Genomic DNA, 16,752 nt, shown 5'->3' with positions numbered 1-16,752 from the left:
CCAAAAACAAAACACAACGACCACCACCCTAAGAATGGAATTTACCGTTGAACAAATTGCTCTGATGCTAAATGGAGAAGTAAAGGGAGATAAAAGCCTTAAAATTAGCCAATTAGCCAAAATAGAAGATGGAACAGAAGGTTGTATTTCCTTCTTAGCGAATCTTAAATATGAGCATTTTTTATATACTACCCAAGCAACTGCTGTAATTGTTGACAAAACATTTGAGCCTAAAAAGGGCTATTCTCCTTCTTTAATCTTGGTTGAAAACGCATATTCGGCTTTTACTACACTTCTTCAAGAATATCAAAAAATCTTAGCAAATCAGAAAAAAGGCATTGAACAACCCTCATTTATCAGTAGTTCTGCTACAATCGGTGAAGGTGAATATGTTGGTGCTTTTAGTTATATTGCTAGTAATTGTAAAATTGGAAAAAACGTAAAAATATATCCTCACGTAACAATCTTAGAAGCAAGTATTATTGGTGACGACTGTACACTTTATTCAGGTGTAAAAATCTATCCAAATACACGTATCGGTAATCACTGTACTATCCATGCCAATGCAGTAATTGGTGCGGATGGTTTCGGCTTTGCACCACAAGCAGATGGCACTTATCAAACGATTCCTCAGTTAGGCAACGTTTTAATAGAAGATTATGTGAGTATTGGAGCAAATGCTACAATTGACCGTGCTACGATTGGCTCTACTATCATCAGAGAAGGCGTAAAAATTGATAATTTAGTTCAGATTGGGCATAATGTAGAAATCGGTAAAAACACGGTAATTGCTGCACAAACTGGTATCGCAGGCTCAGCAAAAATAGGTGCAAACTGTATGATTGGTGGGCAAGTGGGCATTAATGGACATATTAATATTCCCAACAAAACGATTGCATTGGGGCAGTCGGGTATTTCTAAAGCTCCTAATAAAGAAGGAACGATTTTAAGCGGTACGCCAGCTACAGAAAACATAGACTACTTGAAAACACAGGCTCTTATTCGTAAACTTCCTGCTACAGAGAAACGATTGAGAGAAATAGAAAATAAGTTAAAAAGCAATGAATAACAAACAGCATACCATCAAAAAATCTGTTACGATGTCGGGGGTTGGCTTACACACTGGTGTTGTAGCTAATATGACGTTTTTGCCAGCACCGCCTAATCATGGATACAAGTTTCAAAGAGTAGATTTACCCAATCAGCCCATTGCAGATGCTGACGTAGATCACGTAGTAGATGTTTCGAGAGGAACAACCATAGAACATAACGGAGCCCGAATTAATACAGTAGAACACGTATTAGCAGCGATGGTAGGCTGTCAGGTTGATAATGTTTTGATACAATTAGATGGCCCTGAACCACCTATTATGGATGGGAGTTCTATCAAATTTGTAGAAGCGATTCTAAATGCAGGTTTAGAACAGCAAGATGCTCATCGTAAATTTTTTGAAATTCCTTCTGAAATCAGGTATAAAGATGCAGAAAGAGGCGTTGAATTAGCCGCTTTGCCTTTGAACGATTATCGTTTGACGGCAATGGTAGATTATAATTCTAAGTTTTTGACAAGTCAGCATGCTAATTTAACGGCTATCAGCCAGTTCAATGAAAGCTTTGCTAAATGCCGTACCTTCTGTTTTGTACATGAGCTAGAAGCCCTATACAAAGCTGATTTAATCAAAGGGGGAGATTTATCAAACGCTATCGTAATTGCCGACCGCGATTATTCTGAAGAAGAGCTTAACCACCTTGCGATGGTGTTAGGTAAACCAAAAGTAAGTGTTTCTAAAGAAAAAGGTATTCTTAATAATTTAGAGCTATATTATAATAACGAGATGGCTCGCCATAAGTTATTAGATATGGTAGGAGATTTAGCCTTAGTGGGTCGCCCTATCAAAGCGCAAATCTTAGCTGCACGCCCAGGGCATGCAGCCAATGTAGAATTAGCGAAGAAAATCAAAAAGTTGATGTTGGAAACTGAGAAAAACAAAGTACCTCAGTACGACCCAAAGCAACCTCCTATTTTCACTTTCGAGAGAATCTATCAATTGCTTCCTCACCGTTATCCATTCCAAATGGTTGATAAAATCATTTATTTAGACGACCAAAGTGTAGTAGGTATTAAGAATGTAACCATGAATGAAAATTATTTCATGGGTCACTTTCCTAACAACCCTGTGATGCCGGGTGTTATGCAAGTAGAAGCAATGGCACAAACGGGTGGTATATTAGTGCTTAGTTCGGTACCAGATCCAGAAAACTACTGGCCATACCTAGTAGGAATTGAAAATTGCCGTTTCAGAAAAAGTGTAGTACCGGGCGATACGGTGGTGTTTAAATGTGATTTATTAGCCCCTATCAGAAGAGGTATTGCAAAAATGCACGGGGTAGCGTATGTAGGCGGACAAGTAGTTTGTGAAGCCGACATGACAGCTAGCTTAGTAAGAAAGAGTTAATTATTACGAATAATTATTCGTTGTTATCAATAAAAAATATGACACAACCCTTAGCGTACATACACCCCGACGCCAAACTTGCTCAAAATGTAGTCGTAGAACCTTTTACGGTGATTCATCAAAACGTGGAAATTGGTGAAGGTAGCTGGATTGGTTCAAACGTAACAATTTTTCCTGGGGCAAGAATTGGTAAAAATTGTCGTATTTTTCCGGGTGCCGTAATATCTGCTATTCCACAAGACTTAAAATTTCAAGGAGAAGAAACACTTGCCATCGTAGGTGATAATACTACAATTCGTGAATGTGTAACGTTAAACAGAGGTACTGTTGATAAATATAAAACTCAAGTTGGTAAAAATTGCTTAATTATGGCTTATTGCCATATCGCTCATGATTGTATAATTGGCGACAACGTAATTATTGCTAACAATGTACAGATGGCTGGACACGTAGAAGTGGGCGACTTTGCTCGTTTTGGTGGTACTGCCGCAGTACATCAGTTTGTGAAAATCGGGAAACATGTAATGATTTCGGGTGGAGCTTTGGTAAGAAAAGACATTCCCCCTTATACAAAATCTGCTCGCGAGCCACTTGGTTATGTAGGTATTAATTCGGTAGGGTTAAGAAGAAGTGGTTTTTCGGAAGAACAAATCTCGCAAATTCAAGAAGCATACAGGTATATTTATTTGAAGAATCTGAATACATCTGATGCCCTTACACAAATTGAAATTAATCTTCCTGCTTCTTCTGAACGTGATGAAATTGTCAACTTTATCCGTAATTCAGAAAGAGGTATTATGAAAGGTCTTTCATAATATTTATAAAAGGTTGATAATTGCTTTCTTGAAAGAATCTATTATCAACCTTTTTATTTAATCAAAGCATAACCCTTGAATATCAACGCTCAAAATCTTGGTAAAAAGTTTAGAAATGAATGGATTTTCAGAAAGCTAACGCTGGAATTTCAGACGGGTAATTCATATACTTTTACGGGAGCAAATGGTAGCGGAAAATCTACCTTATTACAAGTACTTTCGGGCTTTATGCCTCATACTGAAGGCAATGTTGTTTTTCAAGAAGGAGATAAAATTCTTGAAATCGACCATTTTTATCAACATATCAGCATTACAGCTCCATATTTAGAATTAATAGAAGACTTCACCCTAAGCGAACTGCTAACTTTTCATACTAAATTTAAGCCTTTACGAGATTCCTTCACTATCAATCAATTCATTGATTTTATTGAATTGCCCCAAGCCAAGAATAAAGAAGTGAAATATTTTTCGTCGGGCATGAAGCAAAGGGTAAAATTAGGGCTTTCCTTCCTATCTGACTGCAAGATTTTGATGCTTGACGAGCCAACGTCCAATCTTGATATTAACGCTGTGAATTGGTACCTAAAAAACGTACAGGAGTATTCTAAAAATCGTTTGTTGTTTATCTGTTCCAATCAGCCCTCCGAATATGAATTCTGTGATAAGGTTTTTAATATTCATGATTTTAAGGGGTAAATATCATGGTAATACGTTTAACATGTCTGACTAACAAACAATAGTAGTAAATTAGAATGTTTGCTTCTTTTCTATTTCAGGAAATGTCTGATCAATTCGTTTAGCAAGTTCAGGTAATTTAATGGTTGGCACAGCAGGAAATAAATGATGTTCTAAATGATAGAACATACTAAATGTCAGCTTGTTTTTCCAACTATCTCTTTGAGTTCTTGCAAATTCAGGGCTGTCGTGGGTGTCATGATGAACCGTCCAGACTGCAAAGAATGACATCAAAAACTCTCCGATAATCATAATAATAATATGGTAGATTAGAAAATCAATTCTATAATAGAATACAAGACAAACAAAAATTGCAATAGAAATAAGTTCAATAAGCACGTTTTGTCTGTAATTTTTATTGCCAAGTTTGAGCGTGATTTTGTGAATGAGAAATACATGTATTGGCCCATATAAAATTGCCCCATACCAAGTCATTGCTGCTGATTTGCCTTCGTAATCCTCTTCCTCAAGACAGTATTTATGGTGTCTTATATGATTAAATTTAACGGCATGGATGGAAACAACCATTAAAATGCTATTAAGATATAAAGAAAGCCAAGTCAAAAACTTATTTGTACCCAACGAATTGTGGAATCCATTATGTACTTGTCTAAGTCCTGTTAAGAAGAAGAATGCTGAAAATGGTAAAGCAAGAAGATAATAATCAAAATATGCGAGCGATAGAGATATAATCAACCAAGGAATAGTAAGGTTATTTTCAATCAACATCTCTTTGATAGACAAACTTCTTAAATCTCTCCATTCGACCTTTTTTAATATCTCCTGATGTGTCATTGCAGTGTTATTAAGTATGTGTAAATAAATTCCAATTTAATAAACTATTCTGAAAGACAGTACTTTGTTTTATTACTTATTTATTCTATTCTAAGCTTTTTTTAAATAGTTTTCTTCCTTATAGACTTTAGGTTGCTTATACTTAATATGAACAAAATGCATGAAGCGGAATTATTGTTGCTTTTGCTAATTTAGATAAAGCCATAAAACACAAAGCCACTTTACTTTTGTAAAGCGGCTTTGTGACCCCGGAAGGAATCGAACCTTCATCTTAGGTACCGGAAACCTACATTCTATCCATTGAACTACGGAGCCAAGTGTCTTGAATCAGACGGGCGCAAAATTACGAAAACTTCTCTAACTGCTTTACCAAAACCTCAAAATCTTTCGGATAAGGAGCTTCTATCTTGATAATCTCTTCATTTAATAATTTGAATGTTAACGAACGAGAATGTAGGGCTACTCTTTTCATTAAAGGAAGTTCGTCTGTATCTTTTTTTAGGTTAAATTTTCTTTTTAAATCAGATAAGTAAATGTATTCTCCGCCATAAGTTGGATCACAAACGATAGGAGCTTTTAAACATACTAAGTGAATCCTGATTTGGTGCATTCTACCTGTTACAGGCATACATTCTACCAAAGTATGGTTACGATATACTTTAATCGTATTGAAAATTGTCTCTGCTTCTTTCCCTTTCTGGCGGTCTATCATTACTTGGGTACCATCTCTTTTCTGAGCGATGGGTAAATACACCGAAATCATTTCAAAATCATGAGCACCATTTACTACAGCATGGTAGCGTTTTTCTACCTGACGGTGTTCAAACTGCATGGCTAGGTGACGATAGGCTGCTGGATTTTTGGCAATAGCCAATACACCAGAAGTCTCTTTGTCTAAACGGTGAGCCAACTGTGCATCATCTGAGTATTCTTTGGCTAAACGCAAGATACTCTGCGAGTTATCCGCTTGTCGTTCGTCTAGTGAAGCAATGTATGGAGGTTTGTTGATAACAATATAATCGTCGTTCTCAAATATAATTAAGTCCTTGAAATTCAGTCGCATGGTAATCTTTTTGTCTTTAAGCCTGCAATTTACCAAAATTGTTTCACATTAGCTTATCCATTTTGTTGCTCGATTACTTTGATGAGCTGTTCTAAGGTAGCTTGTCGGGCTTCATCTGCTGCTGGATATTTCATATCAATCGACTTGAGATGATGTAAAATAATACTACTGACAATCAATCGCATATTCTTTTTATCATCCGCTGGTATCACATACCAAGGTGCATATTTGGCTGCGGTTTGATTGACCATTTCTTCATAGGCAGATTGATACTCATTCCAAAAATCACGTTCTTTTACGTCGCCCTCTTCAAATTTCCAGTTTTTAGTAGGGTCTTGAATACGCTCAATTAAGCGTTCTCCTTGTACTTTTTTGGATACATTTAGGTAAATCTTCAACACAATTATACCATTTCTGTTGAGATACTTTTCATAATTACGAATGTCTTCATAACGATGCGCCCATACTTTATCTAAATCATTCGTAAACTCCGTTGGTATTTTTTCACTATTAAGCAATATCTCAGGATGTACTTTCACCACCAATAATTCTTCGTAATAAGAGCGATTATGAAAAACCATTTTTCCCCTTTCTGGCATTTTCAGCATGTTTCGCCACATGAAATCATGGTCTAATTCTTCTGAGGTCGGTCTTTTAAAACTATGTACCGCAATACCTGCAGGATTTACGCCTGAAAGCACTGCTCTTATCGTTCCATCTTTACCTGCCGCATCCGAAGCCTGTAACATAATCAACATCGCATAACGGTTATCAGCATACATCAAACTCTGGAGTTTGTCAATCTTATCTTTTATCTCCGCTATCAATAGTTCATACTGTTCCTCAGATTCGTAAAAATCTTTGATTTTTGTAGGTGTCTTTTTAATTTTAAACTTCTTATCTCCGTTATACTCAAAATCTTTGATGTCTATTTTCATGATTGTTTTTGGTAAAATTGATTGTCTACTGAAATGATTTTCAAGCGGGCAGTAACTTCGCCGTGGGCTGTGTCTTCACAGTCCACCACACAAACGATTTCTCTTGAAATGATTTTCAACAGGCAAGATATTTAATACTTCTACATTGTGGGCTGTGAGGACACAACCCACGGAAAAATAGTTCATAAAATAATTATACCATTAAACTATTCACTCAAGCCAATTCTTCCTTCAAAAATCTAGCCGTATGGCTTCCTTTTACTTTGGCTACTTGTTCGGGTGTGCCTTCGGCAATAATTGTTCCGCCTTTTTGTCCACCTTCAGGCCCAACATCAATGATATGGTCTGATACCTTGATAACATCTAAATTATGTTCGATAATCAATACCGTATTGCCTTTATCTGCCAAACGGTCTAATACTTCCATCAAAGCTTTAATATCTTGAAAATGTAATCCTGTCGTCGGTTCATCCAAGATATACATTGTTTTACCTGTATCTCTTTTAGAAAGCTCTTCTGCTAATTTTACTCGTTGTGCTTCTCCTCCAGAAAGCGTAGTTGCTTGCTGACCGATGGTGATATAGCCCAAGCCTACTTCTTTCAACATCTGTACTTTACGAGAGATTTTTGGCTGATTTTCAAAGTATTCTACGGCTTGCTCTACTGTCATGTCTAATACATCAGCAATGGATTTCCCTTTGAAACGAACTTCTAAGGTTTCACGATTGAATCGTTTTCCTTTACAGGTTTCACAGGCAACATGAACATCTGGCAAAAATTCCATTTCAATCTTTTTCATCCCCGCTCCTTCGCAATCTTCACAACGTCCACCTTTTACATTAAAACTGAATCGCCCTGCTTTATACCCTCGAATCTTTGATTCTGGCAATTCTGCAAAAAGGGTACGAATATCTGTAAACATTCCTGTATAGGTAGCAGGATTTGAACGTGGTGTCCTACCAATCGGCGACTGGTCTACTTCTATTACTTTATCCAAATGCTCTAACCCTTCTACCGATTTATGAGGCATTGGTTCGCGTTTGGCATTAAAAAAATGGCGATTCAAAATAGGATACATGGTATCGTGAATCAAAGAAGATTTACCCGAACCACTTACGCCTGTCACAGAAATCATCTTACCGAGAGGCAATTTCAAGGTAACATTTTTTAAATTATTCCCTGTTGCTCCTTTAATTATCAAGAAATTACCATTGCCTTTCCTACGTTGTTTAGGCACTTCAATACCTATTTCTCCGCTCAGAAATTTAGCTGTTGTTGAATTGTTCTTTAAGAATTCTTCTGGTGTTCCTTGTCCAACGATTGAACCTCCATGACGACCAGCTCCTGGACCAATATCCACCACATAGTCGGATGCCAGCATCATGTCTTTATCATGCTCAACTACCAAAATAGAATTGCCCAAATCACGTAAATCTTTTAAGGCTTGAATCAACTTTACGTTATCACGTTGGTGCAAACCAATGCTTGGTTCATCCATGATATATAATACATTGGTCAGTTGTGTACCAATCTGTGTAGCCAAACGAATCCGCTGTGCCTCTCCTCCTGACAATGTTCTTAGTGAACGGTTAAGCGTTAAATATTCCAAGCCTATGCCCGTTAAGAAGCCTATTCGTTTTCTAATTTCTTTCAAAATTTCTTTGGCTATAACATTTTGACGCTCATTCATGCGTGCTTCTAAGCCTACAAACCATTCTGCTAGTTCAGCAATATCCAATTCCGCCAATTGGGCTATATTTTTATGGTCTATTTTAAAATGAAGAGATTCTTTTTTCAATCGTAAACCTTTGCAATCTGGACAAGTATTTACGACCATAAAATCCTTTAACCATTCTTGTATTTTCTCAGAGCCTGTCTCTTGCTGACGTTTCAAGAAAACTATAATACCTTCGTACTTGGTATTCCAGTCTGTTCCTTCATATTTTTTTGAGGGTACAGGTACGGGTTCATCGGTGCCATACAACATAATCTTGATGGCTTCTTCAGGAAATTTATCTAGGGGTGTTGCCAAGCTTACCTTAAAGGGTTTTAGCAGTACTTCTAATTGCTTGAAAATCCACATATCACGGTATTCCCCTAAAGGTGCAATGGCTCCTTTATTGATACTAAGGGTTCTATCTGGCAAAATAGAATCTTCGGTAATTTCTTCTACTTTCCCCAAACCTTGGCAAGTCGTGCACCAACCGTAAGGTGAGTTAAAAGAAAAATTATTAGGCGAGGGTTCGTCATAAGAAACCCCAGAAATAGGGTCCATCAAATACTTTGAAAAATTGCGAACTTCGCCTTTTTCATCATGCGTCATCATCAAGCCTTTCCCTTGATTCAACGCCGTTTGAACGGATTGTGATAAACGAAAACGTTCTTCGGTTTTTACCACAATTCTATCTACTACAATCTCAATATCATGAATCTTAAAGCGGTCGAGTTGCATTTTGGGCTGAATATCCATCACTACGCCATCGACTCTTACTTTTGTATAGCCCAATTTGGCAATCTGTACAAAGAGTTCACGGTAATGCCCTTTTCTACCTTTTACGACAGGGGCTAGAAGAATCAATTTTTGGTTTTGATAATCATGTAAGATTACTTCAATGATTTGGTCGATAGACTGCTTAATCATTCTTTCGCCCGTTACATAACTAAAAGCCTCCGCAGCACGAGCATACAATAAACGCATAAAATCGTAAATCTCGGTAACAGTGCCGACCGTCGAACGTGGGTTTTTAGAAGTCGTTTTCTGCTCAATAGAAATAACAGGAGAAAGCCCATTGATTTTATCTACGTCGGGGCGTTCCATGTTACCCAGAAAGCTACGGGCATACGCCGAAAAGCTTTCCATATAACGACGTTGCCCTTCTGCATAAATTGTATCAAAAGCCAAAGAAGACTTTCCAGAGCCAGAAATGCCAGTGAAGACTACTAGTTTATTACGAGGGATGATTAAATCTATATTTTTAAGGTTATGTTCTCTAGCACCGAGAATTTCTATTTGTTCATAACCAGTAATGTCTGAATGTTTGTTGTTGGGCATAATGTTTTAAAATCGTGATATGAATTTAACACGTAAAGCAATAGTAAAGTTACCAAAAAAGCCCATGTTTTTGACATGGGCTCGATTTTGTTATTTTGCTTTTTATCAAGTTGTGCGTGTTATCTTTCTATCGCATCAATCGTTTTGATAATCCTGTATTTTATTCCTTGTAGTTTTACATCTGAGTTTTTACTCGACATTCTATCCAGAATACTGTATACATTATCTTTTTCTAAATAATTGAACCCTCTTAGCCCTACCTTTTTTCCTTTAGGAATAAACTTCTTTACATCTTCATCTTCGAATAATATATAGTTTTTAAGGATGTGGATGTCTTTGGGTAATGCTTTTATATTTGTCTCGAAATCTTCTGTAAATGATGCAATCGGTGATGGCTTTTTCCCTTTTTCAAAGATAGGAAAAGCATAAAAACCTACGATGTAGTTCTTTTTATCTTCCCAGTTTTTAGCTTTGATAAATACAATTTTTACCAATTTTGCATTTTCTTTATCGGGTGTTTTTGTCCATAATTGTGGCAGTAGCCCTGCATAGTAGTCATTTTCATCTGTCGGATATACCTCATGAGCAAAATTCAATGAAGTATAGGTGATGCCATGCTCTTTGGTGAATCCAAAATTTGAATTTTTCAAATCCTCTTCAGTAGACTCCGCTTGCCATTGATTAGAATTCCAATCAACTGTCGCCAGAATACCAAAGTACTTTTCTGCAATAATTTTATTTGTCATATTTTCTTTTAATTATTTGTAGGTAGCTGTAGAAACAGTTTTCTAGGCAATCAGCTTTCAGTATTCATTTTCACCAAAACCTTATCCAACTTAGCACCATCCATATCAATGATTTCAAAAATCAGATTTTGCCAAATGATAGTATCACCTTGCTGAGGAATTTGTCCTAATTCATTCAATAAAAGTCCTGCTAACGTATTAAATGGATATTCGCTAATGTATTCACTCAATTCAAAATATTGAAGAAAATCAGCCAAAGGGTATTGTCCATCTACAAGCCAAGTACCATCCGCTCGATGGTCTAGGCGATAGCCTTCATGGTCAAAGTCAGAAACGTTCCCTACTAGCGATTCAAGCAAATCATTAAGCGTTACAATACCCTGTGTTTGCCCATATTCATCAATCACAATTCCATAATGTACCCTACTATCCTTGAATCGTTGCATGGCCTGATAGGCCGAAGCTGTTTCCATGATAAACTGGGGTGCTTGCAAATAGGCTTGTAAATTAAAATCAGGTTTGCTTAAAGGTAAAAACAAGTCTTTGAGCCTAACAATGCCTATGATATGGTCTTTATCTTTATCATAAACAGGATATAACGAATGTAACTCTTCGCTGACAACCTCCACAATCCGTTCTGCTGAATAAGACAGTTTTATAAATACTAAGTCATTGCGGTGAGTCATCAAAGAAGACACATTCCTATCACCCAAACTAAATACTCTGCCTACAATATCCTGTTCCATTTCGTGTACCTCGCCACTGTCTGCTCCCTCCTGTACGATTGCCTTAATTTCCTCCTCGGTTACTTTACTATCAGTAGATGGTTTGATATTAAGTATTTTAATCAATAAATCAGAAGAAAAAGTAAGTAACCAAACAAATGGTGAAGTAATTAAAGAAAGAATATTCATGGGGCGTGCTACCGCCTTAGCAATAAATTCAGGATTAGTAAGTCCAATACGTTTGGGTACTAATTCACCAAAAACTAATGAAAAATACGTAATTAATAATACAACAATGGCAACGGCAATAGTATGTTGATAGGGGGCTAATAAAGTAAATTGAGCTACAAATGCTTGAATATCGTTAGTTACTTTTTCTCCACTAAAAATACCCGTTAAAATACCAATCAATGTAATACCTATTTGAACGGTAGAGAAAAATCTGTTTGGGTCGTTGGCAATATCTAAAGCAATTTTGGCATTACTGTCTCCTTTCTTAGCAGAAGCCTCAAGCCTCGCTTTTCGAGAAGAAACCAATGCTATTTCAGACATCGAGAAAATACCATTTATTAAAATTAAAACAAAAATGATAAGGAGTTCCATAATTTGGGAATGAGAGTAGGCTGAATGCTTGCTTTTAAGACTACCTATTGTGTGTTATATATCTTCTAAAGTTAAAGATTAATAGACAAATTTATAGCTAATATCATGAATATTGGTTGTTATTTGCCATGAAGGGGTGTTTGAATCCATGTTTTATACCTAAACTATTTCCCCATGATTACTTTTCGGTGAGCTAACCCCCAATGATATAATTCGTCCATAAGTTTCTGAATGGACATACCATGCGCTGTAATTGAGTATTCTACCGTGGGTGGAAAAGTATCAAAAACCTCTCTTTTTATCAATTTATTCGCTTCTAACGTTTTCAATTCTTTGGAAAGCATTTTATCCGTAATGCCATACACTTCTTTTGATATTTGCGTAAAACGCTTGTTCCCTGTTGATAGAGATAGCATTATTAGCAATTTCCATCTACCTTCTAATGCTTCTAAAGCATCTTTGATAGCAAGTACATTCTGAGGGCATCCTTCCCGTGTCAGCATTTTATTTTTCGTTGTCTCTTTTATCTTATTGCGTTACTATCTATTTGGATAGTGCTATCCAAACGGATAGTACTATACCAAGGATAGTAAATGTAACTAATTTTGGTCGATTATTAACCGATAAAATTAAGATGAATAAAACAACACGCATTTTTTCCATTATACTAATGGCGATTCCTTCTATAGTACTTATCATGGGCGGAGTAATGAAAATTATTGGAGTAGAACCCGAATCTGTGATGCAATTTTTAACCAAAATGGGCTTTGGTAATTACATCACTGTCCTTGGCCTAACTGAATTAATCATTGCTGGATTATTCATGTATCCTAAAACCAACAAAATAGGGTTCTTATTAGCCAGCTGTTACTTTGCGGGAGCTTTGTGTTTAGAAATAGCTGGGGGACAGGTCATCGCCTCTTCCATTTTTCTAATTATTCTCTGGGTTTCAATGTTTTTAAGAAATAAGGAAGTGTTCCTATCAATACCTATTATTTATCCTTCAAAGACTTCTGAATAGTTTACAAAAATCATTTTTTTATCCGACAAATATCCTTTCTACAAAGTTAGGCTGTGTCTAACTTTGTAGAAAAAACATGAAACAAGTATTAATTATTAATGGGCATCCTGATAAGGAAAGCTTCAACTATGCATTGGCAAATGCTTACAAGGAAGGACTTAGCAAAACCGATGTTGAGATGACAGAAATTAATATCCGAGATTTGAATTTTAATATTAATCTTCAACATGGTTACAGACAACGTGTTGAGTTAGAACCCGACCTGTTAGATGCAATTGATAAGATAAAAAATGCTAATCATATCGTTTGGGTTTTCCCGATGTGGTGGTATGGCTATCCTGCCCTCATGAAAGGCTTTATTGATAGGACATTTTTGCCTGGGATTGCTTTTGAATTTATTGAAGGAAGCCCATTTCCTAAAAAACTATTGAAGGGAAAAACGGCAAGAATTATCATTACTACTGATACTCCACGCTGGTATGACTGGCTATTTATGCGAAGCCCAGCCCTCAATCAATTCAAAAAAGGAACGCTTGAATTTTGTGGAATCAGTCCCGTAAAAGTGACTTATATTGCCCCAATAAGAGATTCAACACCTGATTTTCGTGAGCAATGGTTGAAAAAAGTGTATAATTTGGGAATGAAGGGAGCATAATTTATTGAGGGTACTATACTAAAAACAATCTCAAATAAACTTATTATTCTTTATTAAAACGACAACCTAAAAGCTGTCCCCTGTCCTTCTACTGAATTGACAGTGATACTTCCCTTATGCAATGCCATGATTTGTTTTGATAAACTTAAACCAATACCCGAACCATTGGTTTTGGAAGTGAAAAACGGCACAAAGATTTTATCCATTAATTCAACCGACATCCCGATTCCATTATCTTTTACTTCAATCACTACTTTGTCTTGTTGGTTGAGGTAAGCTCCTATTTCGATTTTGGGATTAGCTGATTCTTTTACGGCATCTATGGCATTAATCATTAAATTAATAATTACTTGTTCTATCAAAGCCAAGTCACCTTCTATTTGTAAATCAAAATCTTTTAAAATGACATCAAATTCTATGTTTTTCTGTTCTATTTGGTTTTCAAGCAGAATTTCTACACTTTCAAATAAATCTCTGATATAAAAAACTGAAAAAGACGTAATGGAAACCTTGGCTAGTTGTCGGTAAGTATCGGCAAACTTCAATAAGTTAGCACTCCGTTTTTTGATGGTCGAAATTCCCAAAGTAATGTCTTCTAGCAATTGTGCATTGTTAGCATTTTGACCTTTTTTCAATCTTCCTTCCATCGTTTCAGCCAAAGAGGCAATCGGTGCTACAGAATTCATGATTTCGTGGGTCATTACTCTCAATAATTTCTGATAAGCCTGTGCTTCGGTATCTTCAATGGCTTCGTTAACATTCTGGAAAGCAATTAAATGTGTTAATTTCCCATCATTTAAAAACGTGGTTTTGGCTAACAGCACTTGTTTCTGGTCTATTTTTACCAATTGATTTTCGCCACTATTTAAAGAACTAATGGCCTGAAAAACATAAAGATTTCGCTTTTCTAAGGAAGATATGTTTCTTAAATAAGGAATACTTAACATCCTTTTGAATGCCTCGTTCATCCACCCTACTTCGCCGTTTTGGTCGTAAGATAAGATACCTGTATCCACTAATTCTAAGATTTTTTGGAGGTATTGATATTGTTCTTCGCGTTCAGACGACAGTTGTTTAAACGTTCCGTTTATCTGATTGAATGCTCTACGGAGTTGGCGTACAGAAACAGGGGCATTTTTTTCAGCAAATTGCAAAGAAAAATCTCGGTACTGAACGGCTTCTATAAATTGAGTAAGTTCGGTATTGGTTTTATTGATGAATTGTACAAAACTCAGGATTTGAAAAAACAGTACTAAACCGATGAAAAACAATAGGGTAAATTTTTCATTAACAATACAAAATGCTGCTAAAGTAATACTTGCTAATAGCAAAAGTACCCTTAGCGTCAGACTGACTTCATAGCGATTGAGTTTGAACATAAGTAATTTTAATAAGTAGCTATGAGCATTGAGCTGTGAGCTATGAGTATTGAGATTTTATCAACCTAATTTTAAGCAAGCAGAAGATAGTGCAATTAAAGCTCAAAGCTGACCGCTCACCGCTCAAAGCTCATATATCATATTTCCCTAACCGACGGTATAAGGCTGTGCGGGTTAAACCTAGTTCTCGAGCAGCTTTGGTAATATTTCCGTCATGCCTTTCTATAGCCTTCAAGATAGTTGATTTTTCCATTTCATCTATCCGTAAAGTATTGCTTTCGTTAACAATACTGATTGGATTTTCTATCGAAGAACTCAAATCTAAATCACGAGCCGTTAATACTTGTTCGTCCGACATAATTACTGCTCTTTCAATGGCATGTTGTAATTCACGAATGTTACCTGGAAAAGCATATTTACGCAATTTTTCTTTTGCTTTATCATCTATCTCACGGAGGTTTTTATGATATTGCTGTGCATAGGTTTTGGTAAAATATTCGGCTAATATTACTACATCGTCTCCACGATTACGAAGCGGAGGTAACGTAATTTCGATGGTATTCAATCGATAAATTAAATCTTTACGGTATTGATTCTGTGCCGACATTTCCTTGATAGGAGCATTGGTTGCAGAAATCAAGCGAATATCAATAGGTACTGGAGCGTTGGTACCCAAACGGGTTACTTCACGGTTTTGTAAGACTGTCAGCAATTTGGCTTGCTGTGGCAAAGAGATATTCCCGATTTCATCTAAAAACAATGTGCCTTTATTAGCTGATTCAAAACGACCAGCACGGTCTTCTCGTGCATCTGTGAAAGCTCCTTTTTTATGTCCAAACAATTCCGACTCAAATAAACTTTCAGTCAACGAACCTAAATCAGCATGAACAAAAGGTTTGCCTGCTCTTAATGATTTTTGATGAATCAATTTAGCTACTTCGCCTTTTCCTGTTCCGTTTTCACCCAAAATCAGGATATTGGCATCGGTTGGAGCAATTTTTTCAATTTTATAGAAAATATCCTGCATGGCCTCACTTTTACCAAGTAACGAGTTGGTACTTATCGGAGATGCAGTTTTTTTGTTTTTATTTGAGATGGGATTTTCTAAAGCTGATTTTTCAAGAGCTTCCTCAATCGTAACTAATAGTTTTTCGTTCCTCCAAGGTTTTAATACAAAGTCTGTCGCTCCTTCTTTTACTGAACGCACAGCCAAATCAATATCTCCATAGGCTGTAATCATTATTACGGCTACAGATTTATTAATTTCTCTAATTTTCCTAAGCCAGAAAATACCTTCGTTTCCAGTATTCAACGAGCTTTTATAATTCATATCCAACAGAATCAAATCGAACTGGGTTTGTGCCAATAATGATTGAATACGTTCTGGATTTTTCTCGGTAACGATTTCTTTTACTTCTGGTCGAAGCAACATTTTAACAGCAATCAGTACGTCTGGGTCATCGTCGATGGCTAATATTTTGGCGTTTTTTAGAGACATATTAAATTTATTTAGCGGTATAACTGGTGGCTGTCAGCTCTCGGATAGTGGCTATCACAGCTTTGAGTTATGAGATTTCAGCTATCAGTTTTTTTATTGTTGCTGTAATCAATTTTATCTTTTCCAACGACTAGAAACCAAAAATGGACAATTGAAAAACTGACGACCGATAACCAAAAGCCGATGACTGAAAGCTGAAAACCGACAACCAATGGCTGAAAGCCGATGACTAAAAGCTAACACCTTACTCAAAGATACAATATTGCCCCTA

15 protein-coding genes and 1 tRNA gene are annotated in these 16,752 nt (G+C 36.4%); 6 read left to right on the top strand and 10 right to left on the bottom strand.

The genetic code is table 11. From position 1 onward, the window contains the following. Positions 1 to 34: 34 nt before the first annotated feature. From lpxD to AC1RNE_RS12370, 4 genes are all read left to right on the top strand, one after another. Positions 35 to 1,069, top strand: a complete 1,035-nt coding sequence (lpxD, locus tag AC1RNE_RS12385; protein ID WP_492803637.1) for a UDP-3-O-(3-hydroxymyristoyl)glucosamine N-acyltransferase — start codon at positions 35 to 37, stop codon at positions 1,067 to 1,069. Beyond that, a complete protein-coding gene (locus AC1RNE_RS12380; RefSeq protein WP_309922906.1) occupies positions 1,062 to 2,456 on the top strand; it encodes a bifunctional UDP-3-O-[3-hydroxymyristoyl] N-acetylglucosamine deacetylase/3-hydroxyacyl-ACP dehydratase in 1,395 nt (464 codons plus the stop codon). Before lpxD ends, AC1RNE_RS12380 begins: the two co-directional genes overlap by 8 nt. Before the next feature lie 38 nt (positions 2,457 to 2,494). Further along, positions 2,495 to 3,271: an acyl-ACP--UDP-N-acetylglucosamine O-acyltransferase gene (gene lpxA, locus AC1RNE_RS12375; RefSeq protein ID WP_309922908.1), complete on the top strand. Its 777-nt coding sequence runs from the start codon at positions 2,495 to 2,497 to the stop codon at positions 3,269 to 3,271. A 75-nt stretch (positions 3,272 to 3,346) separates the two neighbouring features. Beyond that, a complete protein-coding gene (locus AC1RNE_RS12370) occupies positions 3,347 to 3,967 on the top strand; it encodes an ABC transporter ATP-binding protein (protein ID WP_492801260.1) in 621 nt (206 codons plus the stop codon). Positions 3,968 to 4,018: 51 nt separating this feature from the next. On the opposite strand, the gene AC1RNE_RS12365 is transcribed toward AC1RNE_RS12370, so the two are convergent. The 8 genes from AC1RNE_RS12365 to AC1RNE_RS12330 all read right to left on the bottom strand — a co-directional run bounded on the left by AC1RNE_RS12365 (position 4,019) and on the right by AC1RNE_RS12330 (position 12,431). Further along, on the bottom strand, positions 4,019 to 4,801 hold the full coding sequence (locus AC1RNE_RS12365) for a fatty acid desaturase (RefSeq protein ID WP_492801259.1): 783 nt from the start codon (positions 4,799 to 4,801) through the stop codon (positions 4,019 to 4,021). 243 nt (positions 4,802 to 5,044) lie between these two features. Continuing rightward, positions 5,045 to 5,116, bottom strand: a tRNA-Arg gene (locus AC1RNE_RS12360). 28 nt (positions 5,117 to 5,144) lie between these two features. After that, positions 5,145 to 5,864, bottom strand: coding sequence for an RluA family pseudouridine synthase (locus tag AC1RNE_RS12355; protein WP_492801258.1), 720 nt, complete (start codon positions 5,862 to 5,864; stop codon positions 5,145 to 5,147). A 53-nt stretch (positions 5,865 to 5,917) separates the two neighbouring features. Next, positions 5,918 to 6,802, bottom strand: a complete 885-nt coding sequence (locus tag AC1RNE_RS12350) for a PPK2 family polyphosphate kinase (RefSeq protein WP_492801257.1) — start codon at positions 6,800 to 6,802, stop codon at positions 5,918 to 5,920. A gap of 214 nt (positions 6,803 to 7,016) precedes the next feature. Continuing rightward, positions 7,017 to 9,854, bottom strand: a complete 2,838-nt coding sequence (uvrA, locus tag AC1RNE_RS12345) for an excinuclease ABC subunit UvrA (RefSeq protein WP_492801256.1) — start codon at positions 9,852 to 9,854, stop codon at positions 7,017 to 7,019. 119 nt (positions 9,855 to 9,973) lie between these two features. Then, positions 9,974 to 10,600 carry a hypothetical protein gene (locus AC1RNE_RS12340; RefSeq protein ID WP_309922926.1) on the bottom strand — a complete coding sequence of 209 codons (627 nt, stop codon included), beginning with the start codon at positions 10,598 to 10,600 and terminating at the stop codon, positions 9,974 to 9,976. Positions 10,601 to 10,650: 50 nt separating this feature from the next. Continuing rightward, complete coding sequence (locus AC1RNE_RS12335; protein ID WP_492801255.1) at positions 10,651 to 11,928, bottom strand: hemolysin family protein; 1,278 nt, start codon at positions 11,926 to 11,928, stop codon at positions 10,651 to 10,653. Positions 11,929 to 12,092: 164 nt separating this feature from the next. After that, on the bottom strand, positions 12,093 to 12,431 hold the full coding sequence (locus AC1RNE_RS12330) for a winged helix-turn-helix transcriptional regulator (RefSeq protein ID WP_309922928.1): 339 nt from the start codon (positions 12,429 to 12,431) through the stop codon (positions 12,093 to 12,095). Between the two features lie 131 nt (positions 12,432 to 12,562). Here AC1RNE_RS12330 and AC1RNE_RS12325 point away from each other — a divergent pair, with 131 nt between their 5' ends. After that, a complete protein-coding gene (locus AC1RNE_RS12325; RefSeq protein WP_492801254.1) occupies positions 12,563 to 12,949 on the top strand; it encodes a DoxX family protein in 387 nt (128 codons plus the stop codon). Positions 12,950 to 13,025: 76 nt separating this feature from the next. Beyond that, positions 13,026 to 13,604 (top strand): NAD(P)H-dependent oxidoreductase, encoded by a 579-nt coding sequence (locus tag AC1RNE_RS12320; RefSeq protein ID WP_492801253.1) that lies wholly within the window; start codon positions 13,026 to 13,028, stop codon positions 13,602 to 13,604. A gap of 53 nt (positions 13,605 to 13,657) precedes the next feature. On the opposite strand, the gene AC1RNE_RS12315 is transcribed toward AC1RNE_RS12320, so the two are convergent. Continuing rightward, positions 13,658 to 14,983, bottom strand: coding sequence for a sensor histidine kinase (locus tag AC1RNE_RS12315; protein ID WP_492801252.1), 1,326 nt, complete (start codon positions 14,981 to 14,983; stop codon positions 13,658 to 13,660). 130 nt (positions 14,984 to 15,113) lie between these two features. Then, on the bottom strand, positions 15,114 to 16,481 hold the full coding sequence (locus AC1RNE_RS12310; RefSeq protein ID WP_492801251.1) for a sigma-54-dependent transcriptional regulator: 1,368 nt from the start codon (positions 16,479 to 16,481) through the stop codon (positions 15,114 to 15,116). Positions 16,482 to 16,752: the final 271 nt, after the last annotated feature.

The sequence above is a fragment of the Arcicella sp. GW822-FHT02H01 genome (genome assembly GCF_058802005.1).
This window is presented reverse-complemented; position numbering and strand designations above follow the sequence as displayed.